Genomic DNA, 23,312 nt, shown 5'->3' on the forward strand with positions numbered 1-23,312 from the left:
GTTACAGGAATTAGCTTGCTTGAGTAGCGCTGGCTGGCAAAATTGCCGGTTTATGGTAGAGGGTAGGCGATTTTCCCTTCAGAACTGGAATCGGCGGTAAGAATGACTGAAATTGAGCGCAGCGCGCTGGTGATGCACAGTGCCGAAAAGATGTTTGATCTGGTCAACGATGTGGCCAGTTACCCGCAGTTTTTGCCCGGCTGTCGCGGAGCGGAGGTGTTGTTCAGCAGTGAACGAACCCTGGAGGCGCGCCTGGATCTGCAGCGCGCCGGCCTTCGCCAGAGCTTCGTAACCCGCAACCAGCTGGAGAGACCGCACCGCATGGCGCTGACGCTGGTGGAAGGCCCCTTTCAGGCTTTCAACGGGGAGTGGCGCTTCACGCCCTTGGCGGAGGACGCCTGCAAGGTGAGTTTTAGCCTGTCTTTCAGCCTCAAGAACCGCCTGGTGGCAGCGGCTGTGGGTAAATTGTTCAGCGATCTGGCCAACCAGATGGTGGGTGTTATGTGCGCGCGCGCGGATCAGGTTTACGGAAAACAGCTATGACGGATATCAAGACAATCGCGGTGGAAGTGGTCTACGCGCTGCCGCATGAGCAGCGGCTGACCCGATTGCTGGTGCCGCCGGGCACTACAGCGTTGGATGCGCTGGTGCGCTCGGGAATTCCGGAAGAGTTCCCCGAAGTGGACCCGGCCACGGCGAAGATGGGTATCTTCGGTCAGACACTGGGGACCAAGGGGTTGGCCCCGGCGGATCAGTACGTGCTGCAGCCGGGTGACCGGGTGGAGATATACCGACCGCTGATCGCCGATCCCAAGGAGGCGCGCAAGCAGCGCGCGGAGAAGGCCAAACGTCGCGCGGGCGGGACCTGAGCGGTTGCGCCGCGGCGGAATTTAGCGCGGCCAGCCCTCTGGCTGCCAGTCGCCGCTGGTGGCGATCAGGATGTCGCCGTTGAAATAGACAGTGAAGCGCTTCTGGGTTTCCTCGCCATCGGGATTACGCATGCGGTTGATGTAATCCCAGCGGTTGGGGTTGAAAGTGTCCTCCAGCAGAGGCGTGCCCAGTACAAAGCGCACCTGGCGCCGGGTCATGCCCGGTTTCAGCTGGTCGACCATCTCCTGGGTGATGATGTTGCCCTGCTGCACCTCGATGCGGTGTACACCGGGAAACTTGAATAGGCTGCAGGCGCCGAGTAGGGCGCAAAGGCCGGCAACGGCGAGGATTCTCAGGCTAGACGGCATTCATTGCTCCATTATGTCTTGTCGGTCAGCAACTGCCCGGAGCGGGCTGTGCTGCGAATATCAGCAGTGATATAGATAGGCGCCCGGCAGCCCGGAAAGTTCCCCGGTACTTGTGGCCTGCCCCGCCGCCTGTGCGGCGCGCCCGGCCCCGGGGTTCCGCTGATCCCGCTGGGCGTGGATAATACCCGAAGTGTTCGCGCGCCGACAGACGCGATTTGGGCGGCGGGTGAGCGGATGTATTCAGGAACCGAGAAACCCTGCCGGGAAAAATTACTGCATGTCTAATGAAAATCAGGAACTGCGCAAGGCCGGCCTCAAGGTCACCTTGCCGCGGGTGAAGATTCTACAGCTACTGGAAAGCGCGAGCGAACAGCACCTGAGTGCGGAAGATGTCTACAAGATGCTGCTGGATGCGGGCGAGGATGTCGGTCTGGCCACCGTCTACCGGGTGTTGACTCAGTTCGAAAGTGCCGGTCTGGTGATGCGCCACAATTTTGATGGCGGTCACTCGGTATTCGAGCTGGACCGCGGCGACCACCACGATCACATGGTATGCACTGATACCGGCAAGGTCATTGAATTCCACAACGAAGAGATTGAGCGGCTGCAGAAGCAGATCGCCGAAGAACACGGCTACGAGCTGACCGGACACAGCTTGGTACTCTACGTGAAAAAGAAGGGCGCTTGACTCTGCCCCGCAGCGGCCCGGTTTCCCCGCGGGCCGCTTGCGGAAACTGGCTTGGCGCCTTCCGGGTGCTTGGCGGGGCGAAGGCGCGCTGCCCTCAGGCGGGCGGCGTAAAATGTTCGGGATACTTGCCGATCTTGTCCCGGTAAAAGTCGCGGATGCGCGCCAGTTCCATCTTCAGGTTTTCCCCCATTTCCATCACCGGCCCCAGGCCGAGTTCTTTTTTGCGGAAATTGATAAAGCCGCACACCACCGGCAGCCGCGCGCCGCGGGCAATGTGATAAAAGCCTGTCTTCCAGCGCTCCCCGCGCCCGCGGGTGCCCTCCGGCGGAACCGCGATGATCAGGGATCTGCACTCATTGAACTTGTCTACCGTGGCCTGTACCAAATTGTTGGCTTTGCTGCGATCCACGGCGATGCCGCCGAACCAGCGCATGGTGCTACCCAGGGGGAACCTGAACAGTTTGTCCTTACCCATCCACTGTGGCGTCAGTCCCAGTTTCAGGGCGGCGAGAATAAAGTAGTAGCCGTCCCAGTTGCTGGTGTGCGGCGCGCCGATTAGCACGTATTTTTTTAATTTGAGGGCCTGGCGATCGCACACCACGCGCCAGCCGTGCAGCTTCAGCAGCAGCCTGGCGATCAGGCGTAGAACAGGGGTGATGACGGGGGTATTGAAAATGGTTGTTTGCATCGAAAGAGTCGAAGTTGCTGCCAATTGGGGCGCGGCAGTATAGAGTGAGTCCTGGCGCGAGTCTCGGTGATTTCCGGTCCGGAGGTCGGCTATGTGATGTCGGTCGCCGCCCTCGGGGCGGAACAGCATGCAAAAGCTCGGTGGTCCGGTGCGGCGCCCGGCGATTTAATTGCGGGAGAGCATTTCTTCCGCGTGGGCCAAGGACTGGGCCGTGGTTTCGCCGCCCAGCATGCGCGCTATCTCCTCGCGGCGTTCTTCGCCCTTCAGTTCGCGCAGGGAGACGAAAGCGGCTTGTCCGTCGCTGTGTTTTTCCACTTGATAGTGGCGGTGCGCCCGAGCGGCCACCTGGGCTAAGTGGGTGACACAGATCACCTGGCCTGCGCGGCCACCCCTGGTTTCCCCCAGTTGCCGCAGAAGGCGGCCAACCACGTCGCCAGTGGCGCCGCCGATACCTACGTCCACTTCGTCGAACACCAGTGTCGGCGTGCGCGATGTCTGTGCGGTGACCACTTGAATTGCCAGGCTGACCCGCGACAGTTCACCGCCGGAGGCAATTTTCCCGAGTGGGCGTGGCGGCTGGCCCGGGTTGGTGGCAATCAGTATTTCCACATCTTCCAGACCGCTCGCAGCTGCTTTTTCCAGTGGTTGCAGTGTCAGTTCCACCCGCGCGTGAGGCATGGCCAGAGCCGCCAGTTGGCGGTTGACTTCATTGGCCAGGTCGGCGGCGGCTCTCTGGCGTAGCTTGCTCAGTTTTTCCGCTGTGCGGCGGTATTCGGCCTCTAGCTGTTCGCACTCGGCGGCCAGCTTGTCCAGGGCGTCCGGTGTGCCTATCTCCTCCAGTTCCGCCTGCAGTTGCTGCTCAAGTTCCGGCAGCGCATCCGGCTGTACACGGTGTTTGCGTGCGGTTTGGTAGATGGCGCTGAGTCGCTCTTCCACTTCCGACAGGCGCTCCGGGTCCATTTCGAAGCGGTCGATATGGCGCGACAGGGTGCCGGCTGCCTCGTCCACCTGGATGCGGGCGCTGTCGAGCAGTTGCGCCACATCCGTAAGGGCCGGGCTTTGTTCTGGCATGGCAGACAGCAGCTGCAGTGCCCGGTGCAACTGTTCGGCAATATCCCCCTCGCCACCGGAAAGCAGCGCTGCCAGCTGGTAGCTGCCGTTTAAAATCTGACCCGCGTTGGCCAGTTGCCGCTGCTCCCGTTCCAGCTCTTCGATTTCGCCGGGCTGCAGCCCCAGTTGTTCCAGCTCCTGTAGTTGATATTTCAACAACTCGCGCCGGGCCTGGGTTTCTTCGGCACTGTCGGCGAGAGTGCGGTAGCGGCGGTATTGATCCTGCCAGCTTTTGAAGCGGATACGGGTTTCGGCGGCCAGCTCCTGGGCGCGGGCGTAGTCGTCGAGCAGGCGGCGATGCGTGTCTTTTTTTAGCAGGGATTGGTGTTCGTGCTGGCTGTGGATATCGATCAGCTGTTCGCCGAGAGTGCGCAGCTGCAACAGGGTCACCGGCTGGCCATTGATATAGGCGCGGGAGCGGCCGTCGGCGCCGATGGTGCGGCGCAGTATCACTTCTTGCCCCGCATCCAGTTCCTGCCCTTCCAACCAACTAGCGGCGGAGGGGTGATCGCTGATATCAAAGGTGGCGCTGATGTCGGCGCGGGGGCTGCCAGTGCGCACCAGTTCAGCGCTGCCCCTGTCCCCCAGGGCCAGGCCAAGGGCGTCGAGGGTAATGGATTTGCCGGCGCCGGTTTCGCCGGTCAGTGCACTGGTGCCGGGGCCGAATTCCAGCTCCAGCTGGTCCACCAGGGTGAATTGACTGATAGACAGGTGCAGCAACATAGTCAGAGGCCTGCTTACACAATGTTTAATGGCCGCGGTTGGCCGTTGTTTTTATTAGGGAACCTCTGATTAATTCGCTTCCTGACGGTAAAAATTCTTTGGAGCTAGATGAGAAGCTCAGGTGATAGGATGGCCATTTCGAAACCGTCGGATACAGGGAGGTATCCGTCGGAGCTACAGGGAAGTACTCGTGCGTTTTCGAAATGGTCATCCTATTGCCTGAGCGCCACGGAACTAACCAAAGCGTTCACGCGAATTAATCAGGGGTTCCTTAGTGGCATCCCTGTGCCAAATCATGGTTATTTATACAGTAATTGCTGCCGCTTAGCTACAGTTGTACGGCCAGTGTCACCTCTTCCTTGAGGGCACCCTGATTCAGCTGTTTGGTGATGGTGCAGGTGCTTTGGGGCTAAATGAGAAGCCCATCTCATTGGCTGAGTGCCCCGAAGCCCACTGCGACACCCGTGTGAATGAATCGGAAGTTCCCCAAGACCAGCAATTCCACTTGAAGTGTGTGGGTAAGGCCCCATATAGGGCTGCATTGCCCGAATCGCGGGCGGAACCTTTAGGTAACTGACAGTCGACGCGACGGAGAAAGCAGTGGCGAAACAGCGCAGTGAAGAAGACCAAATTGTAGAGCCCTCAGCGCAAGGTGAAGAGCTTTCAGCGCAAGGAGAGCAGCCCTCACAACAGGGACGGGACGGCGAACGGGAGGCCCAAGCGGACGGGGGCGCCGCAGAGGTTGAAATTGAGACCCCCACCGAAGAGACGCGGCACCAGGCGGATGAGTCCCTGCACGCAGAAGCCGAGAGCCCCGAAGTTCTGCGCGAGGAAATCGTCAAGTTGCAGGAGCAGCTGGCGCTGCAAAAAGACCAGGTTTTGCGCGCCCAGGCGGAAGCGCAAAACACCCGCCGCCGCGCTCAGCAGGATGTGGAAAAGGCGCACAAGTATGCGGTGGAAAGGCTGCTGCAGGACCTGTTGCCGGTGGTGGACAACCTGGAGCGGGCACTGGCTTCCATCGATGCCGATGATGAGGTCAACAAGGCGATCGTTGAAGGAATTGAGCTTACTCACAAGTCTTTCGTCGATACCTTGGCCAAGCACTCTGTAGAAGTGGTGGATCCCGCTGGAGAACCCTTCGATCCCGAGCTGCACCAGGCCATGACCCAAGTGCCCAACGGCGATGTGGAGCCCAATACCGTACTCGAGGTCTTCCAGAAAGGTTACCGCTTGAACGGCCGTTTGGTGCGTCCGGCGATGGTGGTTGTGAGCAAGGCGCCTTAGTCGGGCTACCTGGCTTCCGGTATTTGGCGAAACACTTGAAATTTCGGCGCCGGCACCAATATAGCTGGCATCACAGAATACAAAAGGCGCGGCCGAGAGCCGGCGCGAACAGCAAACGAGGATTTATCAAATGGGAAAAATTATCGGCATCGACCTGGGTACCACCAATAGCTGTGTTTCGGTACTCGACGGCGACAGCGCGCGGGTAATCGAGAACGCTGAGGGCGATCGCACTACGCCTTCCATCGTCGCATTTACTGACGACAACGAAATTCTGGTGGGCCAGTCCGCCAAGCGCCAGGCAGTGACCAACCCGAAAAACACACTGTTCGCGGTCAAGCGCCTGATCGGTCGTCGCTTTAAAGACGACGTGGTGCAGAAAGATATCAAGATGGTGCCTTATAGCATCGTCGAGGCGGAGAACGGGGACGCCTGGGTGGAAGTGAAAGGCGATAAGAAGGCCCCGCCGCAAATTTCCGCGGAAGTACTGAAAAAAATGAAGAAAACCGCTGAGGATTTCCTCGGTGAGAAGGTCGATGCCGCAGTGATCACCGTGCCGGCCTACTTCAACGATTCCCAGCGCCAGGCCACCAAGGATGCCGGCCGCATCGCGGGTCTGGAGGTTAAGCGCATTATCAACGAGCCCACCGCGGCGGCTCTGGCTTACGGACTGGACAAGAAAGGCGGCGATCGCACCGTGGCGGTATACGACCTGGGTGGCGGTACCTTCGATATTTCTATTATCGAGATTGCCGACGTCGACGGCGAGAAGCAGTTCGAGGTGCTGTCCACCAACGGCGATACTTTCCTCGGCGGTGAGGATTTCGACCTGTGCCTGATCAACTACTTGGCGGAAGAGTTCAAGAAAGAGCAGGGTATCGATCTGTCCGGAGACCCGCTGGCTATGCAGCGCCTGAAAGAAGCGGCGGAAAAGGCCAAGATCGAGCTGTCCTCCAGTCAGCAGACGGAAGTGAACCTGCCTTACATCACTGCCGATGCCACCGGCCCGAAACACTTGGTGGTGAAGCTGACCCGCGCCAAGCTTGAGAGCCTGGTGGAAGAACTGGTAGATCGCTCTCTGGAGCCGGTCAAGACCGCGCTGAAGGACGCCGATTTGTCCGTCTCCGGTATCGACGAAGTGATTCTGGTGGGCGGTCAGACCCGTATGCCGCTGGTGCAGAAGAAAGTCAGCGAGTTCTTCGGCAAGGAACCGCGCAAAGACGTCAACCCCGATGAAGCTGTAGCCATGGGGGCGGCCATTCAGGGCGCGGTACTGGCCGGCGACGTGAAAGACGTACTGCTGCTGGACGTGACTCCGCTGACCTTGGGCATCGAGACCATGGGCGGCGTGGCCACCGCGTTGATCGACAAAAACACCACGATTCCGACCAAGAAATCCCAGGTGTTTTCTACCGCCGAGGACAACCAGACCGCGGTGACCATTCACGTGGTGCAGGGCGAGCGCAAGCAGGCTGCTCAGAACAAGTCCCTGGGCCGCTTTGACCTCACCGATATTCCGCCGGCGCCGCGCGGCATGCCGCAGATCGAAGTGACCTTCGATATCGATGCCAATGGTATCCTGCACGTGTCCGCCAAAGACAAGGCCACCGGCAAAGAGCAATCCATTGTTATCAAAGCTTCCTCCGGCCTGAGCGAGGAGGAAATTGAAAAAATGGTCAAGGACGCCGAGGCCCACGCCGAGCAAGACAAACAGTTCGAAGAGCTGGTGCAGGCCCGCAACACGCTCGACGGTTTGATTTCCGCCACCAAGAAGACCTTGGAGGAAGCCGGCGACAAGGCGACCGCGGAAGAGAAATCCGCGATAGAAGCGGCCATCAAGGAAGCCGAGGAGGCGGTCAAGGGTAACGACAAGGCTGCGATGGAAGCTGCTACCAACAAGCTCACCGAAGCCTCCGGCCCGCTGGCGCAGAAGATGTACGCCGAGCAGGCCCAGGCGGCCCAGGGACAACAAGGTGGCGCCGAGCAAGCCTCCGAGCAGTCCTCCGGCGGTGAAGAGGCGGTGGACGCTGAGTTTGAGGAAGTAAAGGACGACAAAAAAGAAGGCAAGTAACGTAGGCGCCAGCTTACCCTCTGTCTTCTCTGTGCAGGGCGGCCACGGGCCGCTTCTGCAGCGAAATGGAAAGAAAGGCGCGGCGGCGATTTCCCGGAAATGGCCACCGCGCCTTCAGCAGTTAAAAAAGAACACCTTTTATGTCGAAGCGCGATTACTACGAGATCCTCGGTGTCGACCGGAACGCCTCGGAAAAAGAGCTGAAAAAAGCCTACCGTCGGGTGGCGATGAAATACCATCCCGACCGCAACCCGGGCGACAAAGAGGCGGAGAACAAATTCAAGGAGGCCAATGAGGCCTACGAGGTCTTGTCCGACCCGCAGAAAAAAGCGGCTTACGATCAATTTGGTCACGCCGGTGTCGAGGGGCAAATGGGCGGCGGCGGTGCCGGCGGCTTCGGTGGTTTCTCCGATATTTTTGGCGACGTATTCGGCGATATTTTTGGCGGTGGCGCCCGCCGCAGCGGGCCGGCGCGGGGTTCCGATCTGCGCTATGACCTGGAACTGGATCTGGAGGACGCGGTGCGCGGCACCACAGTCAAGATCCGTGTGCCCACTTTGACTACCTGCGAAACCTGTCACGGTTCCGGCAGCCGGCCGGGCTCCTCGCCGCAGACCTGCGGCACCTGTGGTGGCGCAGGCCAGGTGCGTATGCAGCAGGGTTTCTTCTCCGTGCAGCAGACCTGCCCCAACTGCCGCGGGCGCGGCACCATCATCTCTGACCCCTGCTCCAGCTGCCACGGTCGCGGCCGTGTAGAGCAGACCAAAACCCTCTCGGTCAAGGTACCGCCGGGAGTGGATACCGGCGACCGTATCCGCCTGTCCGGCGAGGGCGAGGCGGGTCCCGACGGCGGCCCCGCAGGCGATCTCTATGTGCAGGTGATGGTGCGCGAGCACGAACTGTTTCAGCGCGATGGCAAGAATCTCTACTGCGAAGTGCCGATCAGTTTTGTCACCGCGGCGCTCGGCGGCGAGCTGGAAGTGCCGACTTTGGATGGCAAGGTCAAATTGAAGATTCCCCCTGAAAGTCAGACCGGCAAGCTGTTCCGACTGCGCGGCAAGGGCGTCACCCCGGTGCGTGGCGGCGCGCCCGGCGATCTGTTGTGTCGTGTGGTGGTGGAAACACCGGTGAACCTTTCCTCGAAGCAGAAAGATCTGCTGCAGCAGTTCGCCGACACCCTGAGCGAGAAGAAAAACTCTCCGCGTCAGACTGGCTGGTTTGAAGGCGTGAAGAACTTCTTCGGCGATATGAAACTCTGATCCCCTATAGTCCGCCTGTGGTCTTTCCCGGTTTTTCGGGGAAGGCCACATTGCCGCAAAGCCTTCTCTCCCTCCCGCATCGCGTATCCTGTTTTAACCCTCTTTGCCGCCTGTCGGTACAGGTCCCGTATTGTCCGTTTTCAGCGGCGGCCGTGGCATTGTCCTGGAGGGTGGGGATGGGCTCTGCTTGAATTGTGGCAAGTGGGGGAGTTGTGTTTCATGTCTTTTCGACGATCTATCCGGAGGCGCCGGGCAGGGGTAGAATCCGCGGCCTTGTCCGGGACGGAAAAAAGAGGAGTGATTATGGCGGCGGTAAAGGTAGCGGTAACCGGCTTTGGCGGGCGCATGGGGCGCGCCCTGGCGCAGGCGCTTGCGCAATCTGAGGCGGCGGCACTGTCCGCGGCCGTGGTGCGCCCCGGGTCCAGCCTGGTAGGGGCGGATGCGGGCGAGGTTGCGGGGCTCGGCGGCAATGGCTTGGAGATAGTGGACAGTCTGGAGCGGGCCGATTTTGATGTGCTGATCGACTTTACCGCCCCAGCCGCAACCCTGGCCAACGCAAAATTTTGCGCCGACCGGCGGCGGCCGATGGTGATCGGCACCACCGGTTTCGATGCGGCGCAAAAAGAGGAACTGCTGGCGGCGGCGCGGCAGATACCCCTGTGCCTGGCGAGTAATTTCTCCACGGGGGTTAACCTCTGTTTCAAGCTGCTGGAAACGGCGGCCCGGGTGCTGGGAGAGGACGCGGATATTGAAATCGTCGAAGCGCACCACCGCCACAAGGTGGATGCCCCTTCCGGCACGGCGCTCAGCATGGGCGAAGTGGTGGCCGATACCCTCGGGCGCGATCTGGCGCAAGTTGCGGTATACGGCCGCGAGGGTCAGACCGGTGCCCGGAGCCGCGATACGATCGGTTTTGCCACCGTGCGCGGCGGCGATGTGGTTGGCGATCACACCGTGATGTTTCTCGCCGACGGAGAGCGGGTGGAGATTAGCCACCGCGCCAGCAGCCGCTTGTCTTTTGCCCGCGGCGCCGTGCGTGCGGCAGCTTGGCTGGCAGGACGGCAGCCCGGTCACTACGACATGCGGGATGTACTGGGTCTGAAATGATAGTGATGTAAGTCCTGGCAGCTTGTCCCGGGGGCGGTGTATTCGCCGATTACCGCCGGGTAAGTGCCATTGCAAACGGGAAGAACAGCGTTGGAAAACAAAATCATCGTCGGCTGTGAAGAATGGTGCAGCTTCCCCTCTTTGGGGATCCCCGCGGTTAAGGCGCGGGTGGACTCGGGGGCCAAAACCTCGTGTCTGCACGCGTATAACATTCAGACATTCAAACGCGATGGCGAACCCTGGGTGAGTTTCGAGGCTCATCCACTGCAACATCTGCGGCGGCCGTCGGTGCGTTGTGAGGCGCGCTTGGTGGACAAGCGTACCGTGCGCAGCTCTTCCGGTGACAGTGAAAAGCGTCCCGTGATCCGCACGCCCCTCTCTATCGGCGGTAGCGTCTGGGATATCGAGTTAACCCTGACCAATCGAGATAGCATGGGCTACCGCATGCTACTCGGTCGCGAGGCCATGCTCGGGCGCATGATGGTGGACCCATCGGAGAGCTTCTGCCTGGGCGACCTGCCCCCCAGCCAATTGGAGGAGTACTACCGGGACGAGCACCATATGGCTGGCACCGGCCTGCGCATCGGCCTGCTTGCCTCCAACCCGGACCTCTACAGCAATCAGCGCATTATGGAGGCCGGTGCCGAGCGCGGCCACCGCATGACCTTCCTCGATATCCGCCAGTGCTATATGAAACTGGACCCGAACGAGCCGGAGGTGCACTACCGTGACGGGCGCATCCTCAATAATCTGGACGCGGTTATTCCCCGCATCCGACCAAGCCAGACTTTTTACGGTTGTGCGCTCACCCGCCACTTCGAGAGCATTGGCGTCTTTGCCCTGAACGGGTCGGCGGCCATCAGCCAGTCCAGGGATAAACTGTTCTCCCTGCAACTGTTGCAGCAGAGCGGGCTGAATATCCCGACTTCCGGCTTTGCCAATTCGCCGGTGGACACCAATGAGCTTATCGAGATGGTGGGCGGTGCGCCGCTGATTGTGAAGCTGCTGGAGGGGACCCAGGGCAGGGGCGTGGTGCTGGCGGAGACCCGCAAGGCCGGGGAGTCGGTGATCAATGCCTTTAAGTCCCTGAAGGCCAACCTGCTGGTGCAGGAATTTATACGCGAGGCCCAGGGCAAGGACCTGCGCCTGTTTGTCATCGACGGCAAGGTGGTCGCCGCCATCCAGCGCGAGGCGGCGCCAGGAGAGTTCCGCGCCAATATTCACCAGGGTGGCACGGCTTCGGTTGTCAAGGTGAGCACCGAGGAAAAACGCCTGGCGATGAGGGCTGCCAAGGTGCTGGGGTTAAAGGTGGCCGGTGTGGATATCATCCGTTCCAAGAAGGGCCCTCTGCTGCTGGAGGTGAACTCTTCCCCGGGGCTTGAGGGTATAGAGAGCGCTACCCGCAAGGATGTGGCCGGGGCGATGATCGTGGCTATTGAAAAGGCGCTCAAGTGGCGTCCATCGATTCCCGAATCCAGCGTCGCCGCGGGCGGATGACGCTGCGCGGGATTGCAGGTGCCGTCTCATCGACTGAATGCTCCAAAACCACCTGCAGCGCTTCCCTGGGCGGCTGAAAGGCGGCTATTGCCCCGGCGCCCTTTGGCGAAGCCCTTCCGCCGAAGCTAACCTTGCCGTGAGCCCCGGCCAGCTGCCGTGGGATTGGGTCCCCGGTGTTTTTTTAGGTCCGGGTCGCATGGCGGCGCCTTCGCCGCTGGCGACCGATTGGATATCACCTTGGGGCACCTCTGATTCATTCGCTTTCTGGCGGTAAAGATGCTTCGAGGTCAGAGCGCCCCGGCACCCTGTTCGGTACGCCCGCGAACGAATCAGAGGGCCCTTCGCGCAGGAAGCGGTATGAGCAATCGCCCACACACTAATCTGTTGCGCAGCCTGGTGCTGCTGATCGCGGCTATGGCGGTCGGTGTCCAGGCGTCGTCGCCATTGTCCCGCTCCGAAACCGGGCGCAAGGTGATGGTGGACTATATCACCCACTTCGCCCACCACCTGCAGTGGCCCATCGAAGTCTTTTCCGGAGCCGGGGCCCCCTTCCGGGTTTGCGTAATGGAAGCAAACGCGCTGCGCGATCCTCTGGTGGCGCGCCTGAAACACCAAAGCATCAATGGTCGCCGAGTGTTGGTGGAGGCCGTGGAGCCGGATGCGCTGCGGCGCGCGCGCGCTTGCCAGATTGTGGTGCTCGGCGAGATGGCGCGCGAGGATCTGTTGAAGGTTATTCGCGCGCTGGAGTTTTTTCCGGTACTGACCGTCAGTGATGTGGAGCGCTTTGCGATGATTGGCGGTATGATCGAATTTGCGAGCAACGGCGAGAATCTCACTCTGCAATTCAACAAGACCATGCTCGACCGGGCCGAGCTGAAAATGGGGGACAGCCTGTTTCGGCTAAGCGTGGAAGTGAACTGAAAGGGGCGCGAGCCAGGTGAGACTTGCAATCTTGTCCCGGCCTGCGCACTGTGACTGGAACGCGTGAATTTGTCACTTTGTCCGCCGCCGGATAACCGCTGTCACCGCAGGTTTGGTATCGATAAGTACTGGCGCCGACAGGTGATTTAGCGTAGAATCTGCGCCCGGTTTGGGCAGGTGTTGCGCCGCCCCGTGAATGCCGGCGACAAGTGCTGGCCACAGTGTGAGAGCCGTGCGTGAAACAGATTCAAAAAGCGAGATGAAGCCGCGGAGTTTCATCTCGCTTTTTTATAGGCGCGCACCTGCTTGGCGCAGCGGTGCCCCATATTCGCATACCCCCCGCCCGGAAACAGTTCTGAATACTGGAGATCAAGTTGACTAAAGCTGTCCCTACGCCGGAGGCCTCCATGCCCCACGACTTCATGCAGAGTACTTTTGGTGAGAGCTCAACCCCCGCCCTGCTGGTGCTGGCGGATGGCAGCATATTTGAAGGGCGTTCGATCGGTGCCTGCGGTAGTGCAGTGGGCGAGGTGGTGTTCAACACCTCCATGACCGGTTACCAGGAAATTCTGACCGACCCCTCCTATGCCCGTCAGATTGTCACACTGACCTACCCGCATATCGGCAACACCGGCACCAACGGAGAGGATGGTGAATGTGATCGGATATGGGCCGCCGGGCTGGTGATTCGCGATCTGCCGCTGCTGGCCAGCAGTTTTCGCAAAGAAGAATCCCTGCAGGACTATCTCAAAGCGCGCAACATTATCGGCATTGCCGATATCGATACCCGCCGCCTGACCCGCCTGCTGCGGGACAAAGGGGCGCAGAACGGTTGCATTGTCGCCGGCGACTCGGTGAATACCGCAGCGGGCAGGGAGGAAGCGCTGGCCAAAGCGCGCGAGTTCGCCGGCCTGAAAGGTATGGATCTGGCCAAAGTGGTTTCCACCGAGGAGCGCTACACCTTTAACGAAGGTACCTGGGCTCTGGGTGACGGCCACAAGCCGGCGCCGGCGGAGCAACCCTTTAAGGTGGTGGCCTACGATTTCGGTGTGAAGCGCAATATTCTGCGCATGCTGGTGGATCGCGGTTGCGATGTGACCGTGGTCCCGGCGCAGACACCGGCGTCCGAAGTGCTGGCGATGAACCCGGATGGTGTCTTCCTGTCCAACGGCCCCGGCGACCCCGAGCCCTGCGATTACGCCATCGCCGCGATCCGCGCGATCCTCGATGCGGGCCTGCCTATCTACGGCATCTGCCTTGGTCACCAGCTGCTGAGTCTGGCCGTGGGCGGCCGTTCACTGAAGATGAAGTTCGGCCATCACGGTGGCAACCACCCGGTGCAGGATCTGCGCAACGGCCAAGTGAAAATCACCGCGCAGAACCACGGTTTCGCGGTGGATGCGGACAGCCTGCCCGAGAATGTGGAGGTCACCCACATTTCTCTGTTCGACCGCAGCCTGCAGGGCATACGCCTCAAAGATAAACCGGCCTTCAGCTTCCAGGGCCACCCGGAAGCCAGCCCCGGCCCACATGATATGGCGCCCCTGTTCGATGAGTTTGTTCAGTCCATGGAACAGCGCCGCAAGTGACCCGCGGCCCCAGAATCGAAATTCAATTGTGAGATCTACCGGTAACAGGCCGGAGTGAAACGGAAGAAAGATGCCAAAACGCACAGACATCAAAAGCATTCTGATAATCGGGGCCGGACCCATCGTGATCGGCCAGGCTTGCGAGTTCGACTACTCCGGTGCCCAGGCCTGTAAGGCACTGCGGGAAGAGGGTTACCGTGTGATCCTGGTGAACTCCAACCCCGCCACCATCATGACCGACCCCGCCATGGCCGACGCCACTTATATTGAACCGGTGGAATGGCGCACCGTGGCCGGGATTATCGAGCGGGAGCGCCCGGATGCGATTCTTCCCACCATGGGTGGCCAGACGGCGCTCAACTGCGCCCTGGACCTGGATCGGCATGGTGTGCTGGAAAAGTTTGGTGTAGAGCTGATCGGCGCCGACAAGAAAGCCATCGAAAAAGCCGAAGACCGGGACCTGTTCGACAAGGCCATGCGGGCTATTGGCCTGGAAACGCCGCGGGCGCGCATTGTGCACTCTATGGAAGAGGCGATGAAAGTGCCGGAAGAGTTCGGCTTCCCGGTCATTATCCGCCCGTCTTTTACCATGGGTGGTTCCGGCGGTGGCGTGGCCTACAACTGGCCGGAGTTCGAGGAAATCTGCAAGCGCGGCCTCGACCTTTCCCCCACCAACGAACTGCTGATCGACGAATCCCTGCTCGGCTGGAAAGAGTACGAGATGGAGGTGGTTCGCGATAAGAACGACAACTGCATCATCGTCTGCTCCATCGAGAACTTCGACCCCATGGGCGTACACACCGGTGACTCCATCACCGTGGCGCCGGCGCAGACGCTGACCGACAAGGAATACCAGCTGATGCGCAACGCCTCTATTGCGGTGTTGCGCGAGATCGGCGTGGAGACCGGTGGCTCCAACGTACAGTTCGGCGTCTGCCCGAAAACCGGGCGCATGGTGGTGATCGAGATGAACCCGAGGGTTTCCCGTTCCTCCGCCCTGGCATCCAAAGCCACTGGCTTCCCCATCGCCAAGGTGGCCGCCAAGCTGGCCGTGGGTTACACCCTGGACGAGCTGCAGAACGACATCACCGGCGGCGCCACCCCGGCGTCCTTTGAGCCATCCATCGATTACGTGGTCACCAAGATACCGCGCTTTACCTTTGAGAAGTTCGGCGAGGCGGACGCGCGCCTGACCACCCAGATGAAGTCCGTCGGCGAGGTGATGGCGATCGGCCGTACCTTCCAGGAATCCTTGCAGAAGGCCCTGCGCGGGCTGGAAGTGGGCAGCTTCGGCCTGGAGAGCAAAATAGATCCGAACGACGAAGGTGCAAAAGAACGGTTGCGCCGCGAGCTGTCTGTGCCCGGTGCTGAGCGTATCTGGTATCTCGGCGACGCCTTCCGCATGGGCATGAGTGTGGAACAGGTGTACGAGCTGTCGAAGATCGACCCCTGGTTCCTGGTGCAGATCGAGGAACTGATCAAAATAGAAGAGCCGCTCAAGACCCTGCCCACATCGGCTCTGGACGCCCGCAGCATGCGCTTCCTGAAGCGCAAGGGTTTTTCCGACAAGCGCCTGGCCGACTTGCTGGGTGTCAGTCAGAAAACAGTGCGCGAACTCCGCCACAAACTGGGTGTCTTCCCTGCCTACAAGCGGGTGGACACCTGCGCGGCGGAATTTGCCACCAGCACTGCCTATATGTACTCCACTTACGATGAAGAGTGCGAGGCCAATCCGTCGGACAAGAAAAAGATCATGGTGCTCGGCGGTGGCCCCAACCGCATCGGCCAGGGCATCGAGTTTGATTACTGCTGTGTGCACGCGGCACTGGCGATGCGTGAGGACGGTTACGAGACCATTATGGTCAACTGTAACCCGGAGACGGTTTCCACCGACTACGACACTTCCGACCGCCTCTACTTTGAGCCGGTGACCCTGGAAGATGTACTGGAAATCGTGCAGAAGGAAAAACCGACCGGCGTGATCGTACAGTTCGGCGGCCAGACACCGCTGAATCTGGCCCGCTACTTAGCCGCAGAGGGCGTGCCCATTATCGGCACCACCCCGGAGCAGATCGACCGCGCGGAGGACCGCGAGCGCTTCCAGCAGATGATCATGCGCCTGGGCCTGAAACAGCCCAAGAATGCCATTGTACGCTCCGTGTCCGAAGCCGTGCAGGCGGCCAAGGACGTAGGTTACCCGCTGGTGGTGCGCCCTTCCTACGTGCTGGGGGGCCGCGCCATGGAGATCGTCTACAAGGAAGACGAACTGCTCAACTACATGAAAGAGGCGGTACAGGTATCTGACGAGGCGCCGGTGCTGCTGGACCACTTCCTCAATGCCGCAATCGAAGTGGATATCGATGCGGTTTCCGATGGGAAAGATGTGGTGATCGGCGGCATTATGCAGCACATCGAGCAGTGTGGTGTGCACTCCGGAGACTCCGCCTGCTCCCTGCCGCCCTACAGTCTGCCGGCGGAAGTGCAGGACAGAATGCGCGAACAGGTCAAGGCCATGGCCCGGGAATTGGGTGTTGTGGGGCTGATGAACACGCAGCTGGCCTATCAGGATGGCGAGATCTATGTGATCGAAGTGAACCCGCGCGCTTCGCGTACCGTGCCCTTTGTGTCCAAGTGCATTGGCACGTCCCTGGCCAAGGTGGCTGCCCGCTGTCAGGCTGGTATCAGCCTGGCGGATCAGGGTTTCACCGAGGAGATAGTGCCGGATTACTTCTCCGTGAAGGAGTCGGTATTCCCATTCAACAAATTCCCCAAAGTGGACCCCATCCTCGGCCCGGAGATGAAGTCCACTGGCGAGGTCATGGGCGTGGGCGAGACTTTTGCCGAGGCGTTCGACAAGGGCCTGCTGGCCGCCGGCGACAAGCTGCCGGAATCTGGCAGGGTATTCATCTCCGTGCGAGACTTCGACAAGCCGGCGGTGGTGAATGTGGCGCGCGACCTGGAAGCGCTCGGCTTTGAGCTGGTGGCTACCCGCGGGACCGCCAAGGTCTTGCAAGAAGCCGGTATTCCAGTTACAACCGTCAATAAGATGAGCGAGGGCCGCCCCCATATCGTCGATATGATCAAAAACGATGAGATCGCCTTGGTGGTCAACACCACCGAGGGGCGTCAAGCCATTCGCGATTCTGCCGATATCCGCCGCAGCGCGGAGAATCACCAAGTGTGCTACACCACTACGCTGGCCGCAGCCAAGGCCATGGCGCTCGCCATGCAGCAGGACGAAGTTCTCAAGGTTCGCCGCCTGCAGGAATTGCACCAGCGCGTGGTCAAACTGCCGGAATAACCGGCCCTTGGATTGAATGCGGCCAGTGGCCGCTTCTACAAAAATCTGATTGAAATCGCGGCCAGGTTTCGCCCGTTGGCGAAGCCTGGCTTTCTTGTGGAAAAATTTGGAGGTCCCAATTGAACCGGGTACCAATGACGGTTGAGGGCGCGGAAGCCCTGCGCGCCGAACTGGAAAGACTGAAAAAAGTGGAGCGCCCCGCTGTGGTTCAGGCTATCGCTGAGGCACGCGAACACGGCGATTTGAAGGAAAACGCGGAGTATCACGCCGCGCGGGAAAAACAGGGCTTTATCGAAGGGCGTATCCAGGAGATAGAGAGCAAACTGTCTCACGCCCAGATCATCGATGTGAAGGCCATAGAGCCCAGCGATAAAGTGATTTTCGGCACCACGGTAACCATCATCAACGTGGAGAGCGACCAGGAAGTTACCTACAAGATTGTGGGCGACGACGAAGCGGACGTTAAGAATCACAAGATCTCCGTCAATTCACCCATTGCCCGCGCTTTAATTGGCAAAGAGGTTGGAGATGTTGTGGTGGTGAACACGCCTTCCGGCGCGGTGGAATACGAAATAGACGCCGTCGAACATCTTTGATTTTTTTTCTGTAATAAAAAGGGCGGCTTCAAGCCGCCCTTTTTATTGGCGCAGTTTACTGAGAGATGAACCCGACATTGAGTGTGCCGATTTGGGTGGCCATCGCCGTTTCTCCCACTCCCAACTGGACGGTGTCATGACTGTTGAATTCGCCTTGCTGGTTGGTTAGAGAGTAGTGGCCCAGTCCTGTCTGAGTTGTGAGGGCTTGGTTCGAGTCGCCGGTCTGGAATTCCAAACCGATATGGCCCACGCCCAGTTGGGTGATATCTCCCAGGTTGAAGCTGCCGTTTTGCACTTTTAACGCCGTATTAAACAATCCCACCTGGATGATATTACCTACGTTCATAAAACCATTTTGGAAGATGTCTGCATCGTTACCCAACAACGTCTGGGAAATATCAGCGTCGTTCATAGTCCCGACCTGATTTATATTGGCGTCGTTAAGAGCGCTAAATGATTGCAAGATATTGGCGGTGTTGCTTGTCCCTACTTGGCTGATGTTGGCATTGTCCAACAGGCTCTGATTCTGGGTGATTAACCCCACGTTAAAGAATCCCTGTTGCTCAATACTGGCGGAGCTGAGCACTGAAACTGTCTGGACGGTTGTACCGTCGTTGCCTTCATTTACTTGAGTGATACTGGCGTTGTTGAATGCGCCTCCGGATTGGGTGGAGGTGGCTAGGTTTGCAGTGCCATCCTGGTTCTGCTGGATGGTGCTGTTATTCTCGTCGGCGGTTTGCAAGGCGACTTCCACGTTGAAGGATCCTACTTGGCCTTGCATGATGGTGTTGTTATCCACACCGATACCTACCTGGGTGGCGTTTTGGAGGTTGCCGACACCGACTTGGTTCTGGATAGCGGTGTTGTTGGCCGCAAATACACTGCCGCTGGCGGCAAAAATTATTGCTGCGGCTATGGGGCTAAACGTCTTCATGAATTGCTCCTTGCTTACGTCCGACGTTGAATTAACTCGTGTGGGCATACTGACTGATTTACACAGCACTCTTCCCTGCGCCGTGTCGAGTCACTGTAGGATGCAGCCAGCTTCCATTGTGGAAGATGGCTCTGCAGCGATCGCTACCACCGCTTCACAGTGGCGGCAACGAGTTTGGCGAGCGCTGATTGCACAGTGGTGTACAAAAAGTAACCTGGCCTGATAGAGTCTTGTCGTTTTCACGGATGATCGCTATAGGAGGGAAGTGTCGAAATTCTAGGAAAAAAGTTCGGATTCCTAGAACTCAGGTTCTTCCGTTTCCGCAATAGCGTGAATTTTCAGGGTGCGAGAAGGCAGATTCCTCCTGACAAGTTACAGTTCAAACGTTTGAAGCTGGTTTAAACAATCCGCTGCTCACAGCCAGGCGCTGCGTTGTAAATTCATTTCTTCGGAATGTTTCTGAATTACTGAACAACTATTGCGGTATTGCCACTGCCAATTTGGTTTACGATAGCTGTCTCGGAAAAACCGCTCTGGATAACGGTAGCTTCATTGAGGCCGCCGGATTGGCTGACAATGGCCAGGTGGCCACCACCCAGGCCGAGGGCGCCGGACTGTACGATATTGGCGCTGTTATTGAAGCCATTCTGGGATACCTTGGCACTGCTACCCCAGTCCACCTGCACCACATAGGTCTCGTTACCGAGTCCGCTCTGTAGTATGTCGACTTCATGATGCATGCCACTTTGGTCTGTATAGGCGCGGTTGGAGGAGCCTATTTGCTGAATAGCCGAGAAGTGGCTGCTGCCAGTTTGGGCTATTTGTGCCTCGTTGCCGGTGCCCTCCTGATATATGAAGGCGTCGGAATCGAAGCTGGAGTTCTGTCCTATATAGGCGTTGTGTACTTGGCCGTACTGCTCTATTCGCGCAACATTTCCCGTTCCCAGTATCTGCGCGATTTCTGCCTGGTTACCAAAGCCGGACTGGATTATCCAAGAATTGCTGTCCCGACTGCCAAGCTGGTAGATGCTAGCGTCATTAATTGAGCCTTCCTGATGGATGTATGCACTGTTATAGGCGCCGTCCTGTTGCAACGTGTAGGCGCTGTTCAAGTTGCCGTCCTGAACCTGATAAATACTCGACCCTACTTCGGCCTGCTGCAGGGCATTGGCGTTGTGGAAGCTGCCTGTTTGTTGCTGTGAAATAAAGTTGTCTGTGGCGCCTGGATCTGTTTGGTCGGCCGTGGCAGTGTTGCCCGTGCCGTTCTGGTTGAGTTCGGTGGTATTGGTCGCCGCCAATCCTATGCCGCTTGCGGCCAGTAGTAATACCGCGGCTATAGGGGATATGGGGTTCACTAGTGACTCCTTTACTGCTTCACCCGTAGAATTTCTGTGTTTCCCGGCTGCTCAAGTATCCACTTGTGTGATTTGCAGGCCGGCTTACCAGTTCCCAACTGTTTGTAAACGGCGGGCGGCCACAAGGGCCGCCCAGGGACTGGTTGTACGTGTGGTTACTGGTTGATAATCCCAACGTTGCCAAAACCAACTTGGGTGGCCACGGCTGTTTCACCGAAACCGAACTGGTTCGTATCGTGGATGTTGAGTGCGCCCAGTTGAGTTGTGGTGGAGTTGTGGAAGAAGCCGACTTGGTCGGTTTCACTGACGTTGGCAAAGCCAAATTGCAGCTCCGCAGCAACATGGCCGAGGCCTGTTTGATTAATGTCACCGATGTTGCCTACACCGACTTGCAATTTCAGCGCAGAGCTACCGACTGAGAGAGCCTGGCCAATAACACCGTTGTTCGCAAAGCCGACCTGGATTATGTTGGCATCGTTCCCGAGTGCTAGGGTTTGGGTGATATCGGCGTTGTTTCCGAAGCCTGCTTGGAGGATGTTAGCGTCGTTAAGGGCGCTGACGGTTTGCAAAATATTACCTGCGTTGCCAACCCCGACCTGAGTAATGCTGGCGCTATCCAACAGGCTCAGGGTCTGGGTGACCTCACCGAGGTTGAAAAAGCCCGTTTGTTGAATGTTAGCGCTACTGAGTAGCGACGCTGCCTGAGTGGTTACGCCCACGTTACCTGCGCCCACCTGAGTGATGCTGGCGTTGTTGAGAGCGCCTGCGGTCTGGTTGGATACAGCTACGTTCACAGCGCCAACCTGGGTTTGTGTAATCGTGCTGTTATTTTCGCCGGCAGTCTGTAATGCGGTCTCCGAGTTGAAGAAGCCCGTCTGGGTTTGCACGATGGTGTTGTCATCCACGCCAATGCCGACTTGGACGGCAGCTTGAAGGTTGCCAACGCCTACCTGGTTTTGGATGGCGGTGTTGTTGGCCGCGAGTACACTGCCACTGGCGGCAAAAAGTACAGCTGCGGCGATGGGGGTAAACGTCTTCATCAGTTGCTCCTTTGACTTACTTCCGACGTTGGACATATCAGTACTACTCATACTGATTTGTGATGGCACTGATCCCAGCGCCATATTGGGTTGCGGCACAGCGCGCTCTGTTCGGATTCAGGGACCGACTATGCCGCGAAAATCGACAATCTGTTGCTATGCCGAAGTTCATCCCATCTTCTGGCTGTGCTCTTCTCCAGCAGCTGTGCGGCTTTTGGGTGGTAATGCCGCAGCTGAATAGAGGAGAGAAAGTCTGACTGAGTACAGGTTGATAAAACACAAATCAGTCTGTTCAAAAAGTGATCAGATGCTAAGTTGATTTTTGCCCCTTAAGCGGAGGCTCGCTATAGGAGGGAAGTGTCGAAACTCTAGGAAAAAAGTGCGTTTCGCAATCTGTTCTGAGGATAGGAGGCAATTAAAACGTCAGAAGAAAAGGATTGAGTGCCGGACTGCCAATTTTTACTGTTTCAGGGACACTGAGTTGCCGTTGCCAAATTGGGTCACAATTGCCGTTGACGAAAAGCCGCTCTGGATAACTGTCGCCCCATTTAACCCGCCGGACTGTCCGATAATGGATAGATGGCTACCGCCCATGCTGAAGGCTCCTGTCTGAATGACATTGGCACTGTTGAAGAAACCATCTTGAGTGACTTGTGCGCTGTTGTACCAATCGGTTTGGCCCACCAGCGTTTCATTGGAAAAACCGCTCTGAGCAATATCGGATTCTTGAGCGTAACCTTCTTGGTCTGTGCTCGCCTGATTAAAAGCTCCCTGTTGACTTGCACTGGAAAAATGTCCGGTACCACTTTGGGTGGTATCGGCATTGTGATCAATACCCTCTTGATCTATATAGGCTTCGCCGTGAAAGGTGCCATTCTGGCTAATGGTGGCACTATGGACCTGACCGCGTTGTTCGATTAGTGCGATGTTGCCGGTCCCGATAATCTGGTGGATTTCCGCGTTATTATTGAAGCCTACCTGGACGGCAACCGCCGTACTGTTCGCACTGGCTGCTTGCAATGTTATGGTTTCGTTGAGTACGCCGACCTGGAATATATGGCTTTGATTATCAGAGCCGTCCAGCTGCAGGGTGGCGGCTTGATTCAACAAGCCGTGCTGAGTCTGTTTTATTGTACTTTCAGCCTCCTCGCTTTGACTGGCATCGGCAGTGTTGAAGGCGCCGTTTTGCTCCTGTAACAGGCTGTTGCCCTGGGCGCCGGGTTCTATTTGTTCGGCGTAGGCGGTATTTCCGGAGCCGCTCTGTGTTTGCTCTGCGCTGTTGCTGGCAGCATTTATTTTATTACTTGTGAGCAATGTCAAAATTGCGATTGTGACAGAAAACCGTTTCACGGCGATGGCCTAATATTTAAGAATAACCGTAGGGTATCAGTTGTACTGATTGATAATGGTGGTAATTGCGGTCCCCTTTTGGGTGACGGATGTATGAAGTCCGTTGCCACTCTGATAAATATCCACATTGTGATAGGCGCCAATCTGATTTACCTGAGCGGAGTTTTGAATACCGAATTGAGCAATACCCGCCTGGTGCGCAAAACCTATCTGATTGATGAGAATCAGGTTTTCGTATCCCGCCTGGAGCAGAGCGGCGATATTATCTTCTCCCTTTTGGCGGGAGATCACGACATTTTCATTGCCTGCCTGGGACGCGGAAAGGTAGTTACGGTAGCCTTCCTGCAGGGCGGACAAGTAGTTCAGGGTACCGAGTTGGCTGGCGTCTACCTGATTCAGATTACCTTCCTGATAGATTACTCCAAGGTTGGCAGTGGAAATGGTATTTTGGAACTCCAGCTCACTGGTCGCAGCCAGTTCCGATACTGAGTCCAGGTCTGCTGCCCAAGCGCCAGTTGCCGAGAGCAGGAACAAAGCTTTGACTAAATTTTCAAGTTTCAT

Annotated in this window: 20 protein-coding genes and 1 pseudogene; 13 read left to right on the plus strand and 8 right to left on the minus strand. The window is 58.1% G+C overall.

Annotated features, from left to right (window positions below):
• Positions 1-102: 102 nt before the first annotated feature.
• Both BM155_RS12725 and BM155_RS12730 read left to right on the plus strand, forming a co-directional pair.
• A complete protein-coding gene (locus BM155_RS12725; RefSeq protein WP_067151585.1) occupies positions 103-543 on the plus strand; it encodes a type II toxin-antitoxin system RatA family toxin in 441 nt (146 codons plus the stop codon).
• Positions 540-869 carry an RnfH family protein gene (locus BM155_RS12730; RefSeq protein WP_067151589.1) on the plus strand — a complete coding sequence of 110 codons (330 nt, stop codon included), beginning with the start codon at positions 540-542 and terminating at the stop codon, positions 867-869. Before BM155_RS12725 ends, BM155_RS12730 begins: the two co-directional genes overlap by 4 nt.
• A gap of 21 nt (positions 870-890) precedes the next feature.
• Here the strand turns inward: BM155_RS12730 and BM155_RS12735 are convergent, their stop codons facing one another.
• Complete coding sequence (locus BM155_RS12735) at positions 891-1,238, minus strand: outer membrane protein assembly factor BamE (protein ID WP_067151592.1); 348 nt, start codon at positions 1,236-1,238, stop codon at positions 891-893.
• A gap of 277 nt (positions 1,239-1,515) precedes the next feature.
• Between BM155_RS12735 and fur the strand changes: the two genes are divergently transcribed.
• Positions 1,516-1,926, plus strand: coding sequence for a ferric iron uptake transcriptional regulator (gene fur / locus BM155_RS12740; RefSeq protein ID WP_067151595.1), 411 nt, complete (start codon positions 1,516-1,518; stop codon positions 1,924-1,926).
• A gap of 94 nt (positions 1,927-2,020) precedes the next feature.
• On the opposite strand, the gene BM155_RS12745 is transcribed toward fur, so the two are convergent.
• Both BM155_RS12745 and recN read right to left on the minus strand, forming a co-directional pair.
• Entirely contained in the window at positions 2,021-2,614 is a 594-nt protein-coding gene (locus tag BM155_RS12745; RefSeq protein WP_074903524.1) for a 1-acyl-sn-glycerol-3-phosphate acyltransferase, read from the minus strand.
• A gap of 165 nt (positions 2,615-2,779) precedes the next feature.
• Complete coding sequence (gene recN / locus BM155_RS12750; RefSeq protein WP_074903526.1) at positions 2,780-4,447, minus strand: DNA repair protein RecN; 1,668 nt, start codon at positions 4,445-4,447, stop codon at positions 2,780-2,782.
• A 600-nt stretch (positions 4,448-5,047) separates the two neighbouring features.
• Between recN and grpE the strand changes: the two genes are divergently transcribed.
• From grpE to greA, 10 genes and pseudogenes are all read left to right on the plus strand, one after another.
• Positions 5,048-5,731, plus strand: a complete 684-nt coding sequence (gene grpE, locus BM155_RS12755; protein WP_067151604.1) for a nucleotide exchange factor GrpE — start codon at positions 5,048-5,050, stop codon at positions 5,729-5,731.
• A 130-nt stretch (positions 5,732-5,861) separates the two neighbouring features.
• Positions 5,862-7,802, plus strand: a complete 1,941-nt coding sequence (gene dnaK, locus BM155_RS12760) for a molecular chaperone DnaK (RefSeq protein ID WP_067151607.1) — start codon at positions 5,862-5,864, stop codon at positions 7,800-7,802.
• A 140-nt stretch (positions 7,803-7,942) separates the two neighbouring features.
• Positions 7,943-9,061: a molecular chaperone DnaJ gene (gene dnaJ / locus BM155_RS12765; protein WP_067151610.1), complete on the plus strand. Its 1,119-nt coding sequence runs from the start codon at positions 7,943-7,945 to the stop codon at positions 9,059-9,061.
• Between the two features lie 303 nt (positions 9,062-9,364).
• Positions 9,365-10,168 (plus strand): 4-hydroxy-tetrahydrodipicolinate reductase, encoded by an 804-nt coding sequence (dapB, locus tag BM155_RS12770; protein WP_067151613.1) that lies wholly within the window; start codon positions 9,365-9,367, stop codon positions 10,166-10,168.
• Between the two features lie 63 nt (positions 10,169-10,231).
• Positions 10,232-10,660: pseudogene (locus BM155_RS17585) on the plus strand (ATP-dependent zinc protease family protein); the annotation flags it as partial.
• 84 nt (positions 10,661-10,744) lie between these two features.
• Entirely contained in the window at positions 10,745-11,665 is a 921-nt protein-coding gene (gene rimK, locus BM155_RS12775) for a 30S ribosomal protein S6--L-glutamate ligase (protein WP_231902512.1), read from the plus strand.
• 357 nt (positions 11,666-12,022) lie between these two features.
• The gene (locus tag BM155_RS12780; RefSeq protein ID WP_231902450.1) at positions 12,023-12,586 is read left to right on the plus strand and encodes a YfiR family protein; all 564 of its coding nucleotides are present in this window, start codon (positions 12,023-12,025) and stop codon (positions 12,584-12,586) included.
• Between the two features lie 407 nt (positions 12,587-12,993).
• Positions 12,994-14,175 carry a glutamine-hydrolyzing carbamoyl-phosphate synthase small subunit gene (carA, locus tag BM155_RS12785; protein WP_074903528.1) on the plus strand — a complete coding sequence of 394 codons (1,182 nt, stop codon included), beginning with the start codon at positions 12,994-12,996 and terminating at the stop codon, positions 14,173-14,175.
• 70 nt (positions 14,176-14,245) lie between these two features.
• Entirely contained in the window at positions 14,246-17,476 is a 3,231-nt protein-coding gene (carB, locus tag BM155_RS12790) for a carbamoyl-phosphate synthase large subunit (RefSeq protein ID WP_067151622.1), read from the plus strand.
• Positions 17,477-17,595: 119 nt separating this feature from the next.
• Positions 17,596-18,072 (plus strand): transcription elongation factor GreA, encoded by a 477-nt coding sequence (gene greA, locus BM155_RS12795; protein ID WP_067151625.1) that lies wholly within the window; start codon positions 17,596-17,598, stop codon positions 18,070-18,072.
• A gap of 55 nt (positions 18,073-18,127) precedes the next feature.
• On the opposite strand, the gene BM155_RS12800 is transcribed toward greA, so the two are convergent.
• From BM155_RS12800 to BM155_RS12820, 5 genes are all read right to left on the minus strand, one after another.
• A complete protein-coding gene (locus tag BM155_RS12800) occupies positions 18,128-19,006 on the minus strand; it encodes a hypothetical protein (protein ID WP_074903530.1) in 879 nt (292 codons plus the stop codon).
• A 464-nt stretch (positions 19,007-19,470) separates the two neighbouring features.
• On the minus strand, positions 19,471-20,361 hold the full coding sequence (locus tag BM155_RS12805; RefSeq protein WP_083421186.1) for a hypothetical protein: 891 nt from the start codon (positions 20,359-20,361) through the stop codon (positions 19,471-19,473).
• 155 nt (positions 20,362-20,516) lie between these two features.
• Positions 20,517-21,401 (minus strand): hypothetical protein, encoded by an 885-nt coding sequence (locus tag BM155_RS12810; RefSeq protein ID WP_139223260.1) that lies wholly within the window; start codon positions 21,399-21,401, stop codon positions 20,517-20,519.
• A 459-nt stretch (positions 21,402-21,860) separates the two neighbouring features.
• Positions 21,861-22,751 (minus strand): hypothetical protein, encoded by an 891-nt coding sequence (locus tag BM155_RS12815; protein ID WP_139223261.1) that lies wholly within the window; start codon positions 22,749-22,751, stop codon positions 21,861-21,863.
• Between the two features lie 36 nt (positions 22,752-22,787).
• On the minus strand, positions 22,788-23,312 hold the full coding sequence (locus BM155_RS12820; RefSeq protein ID WP_074903538.1) for a hypothetical protein: 525 nt from the start codon (positions 23,310-23,312) through the stop codon (positions 22,788-22,790).

This window comes from Microbulbifer thermotolerans, from assembly GCF_900112305.1.
In the GTDB taxonomy this organism is placed as follows: Bacteria; Pseudomonadota; Gammaproteobacteria; order Pseudomonadales; family Cellvibrionaceae; genus Microbulbifer; species Microbulbifer thermotolerans.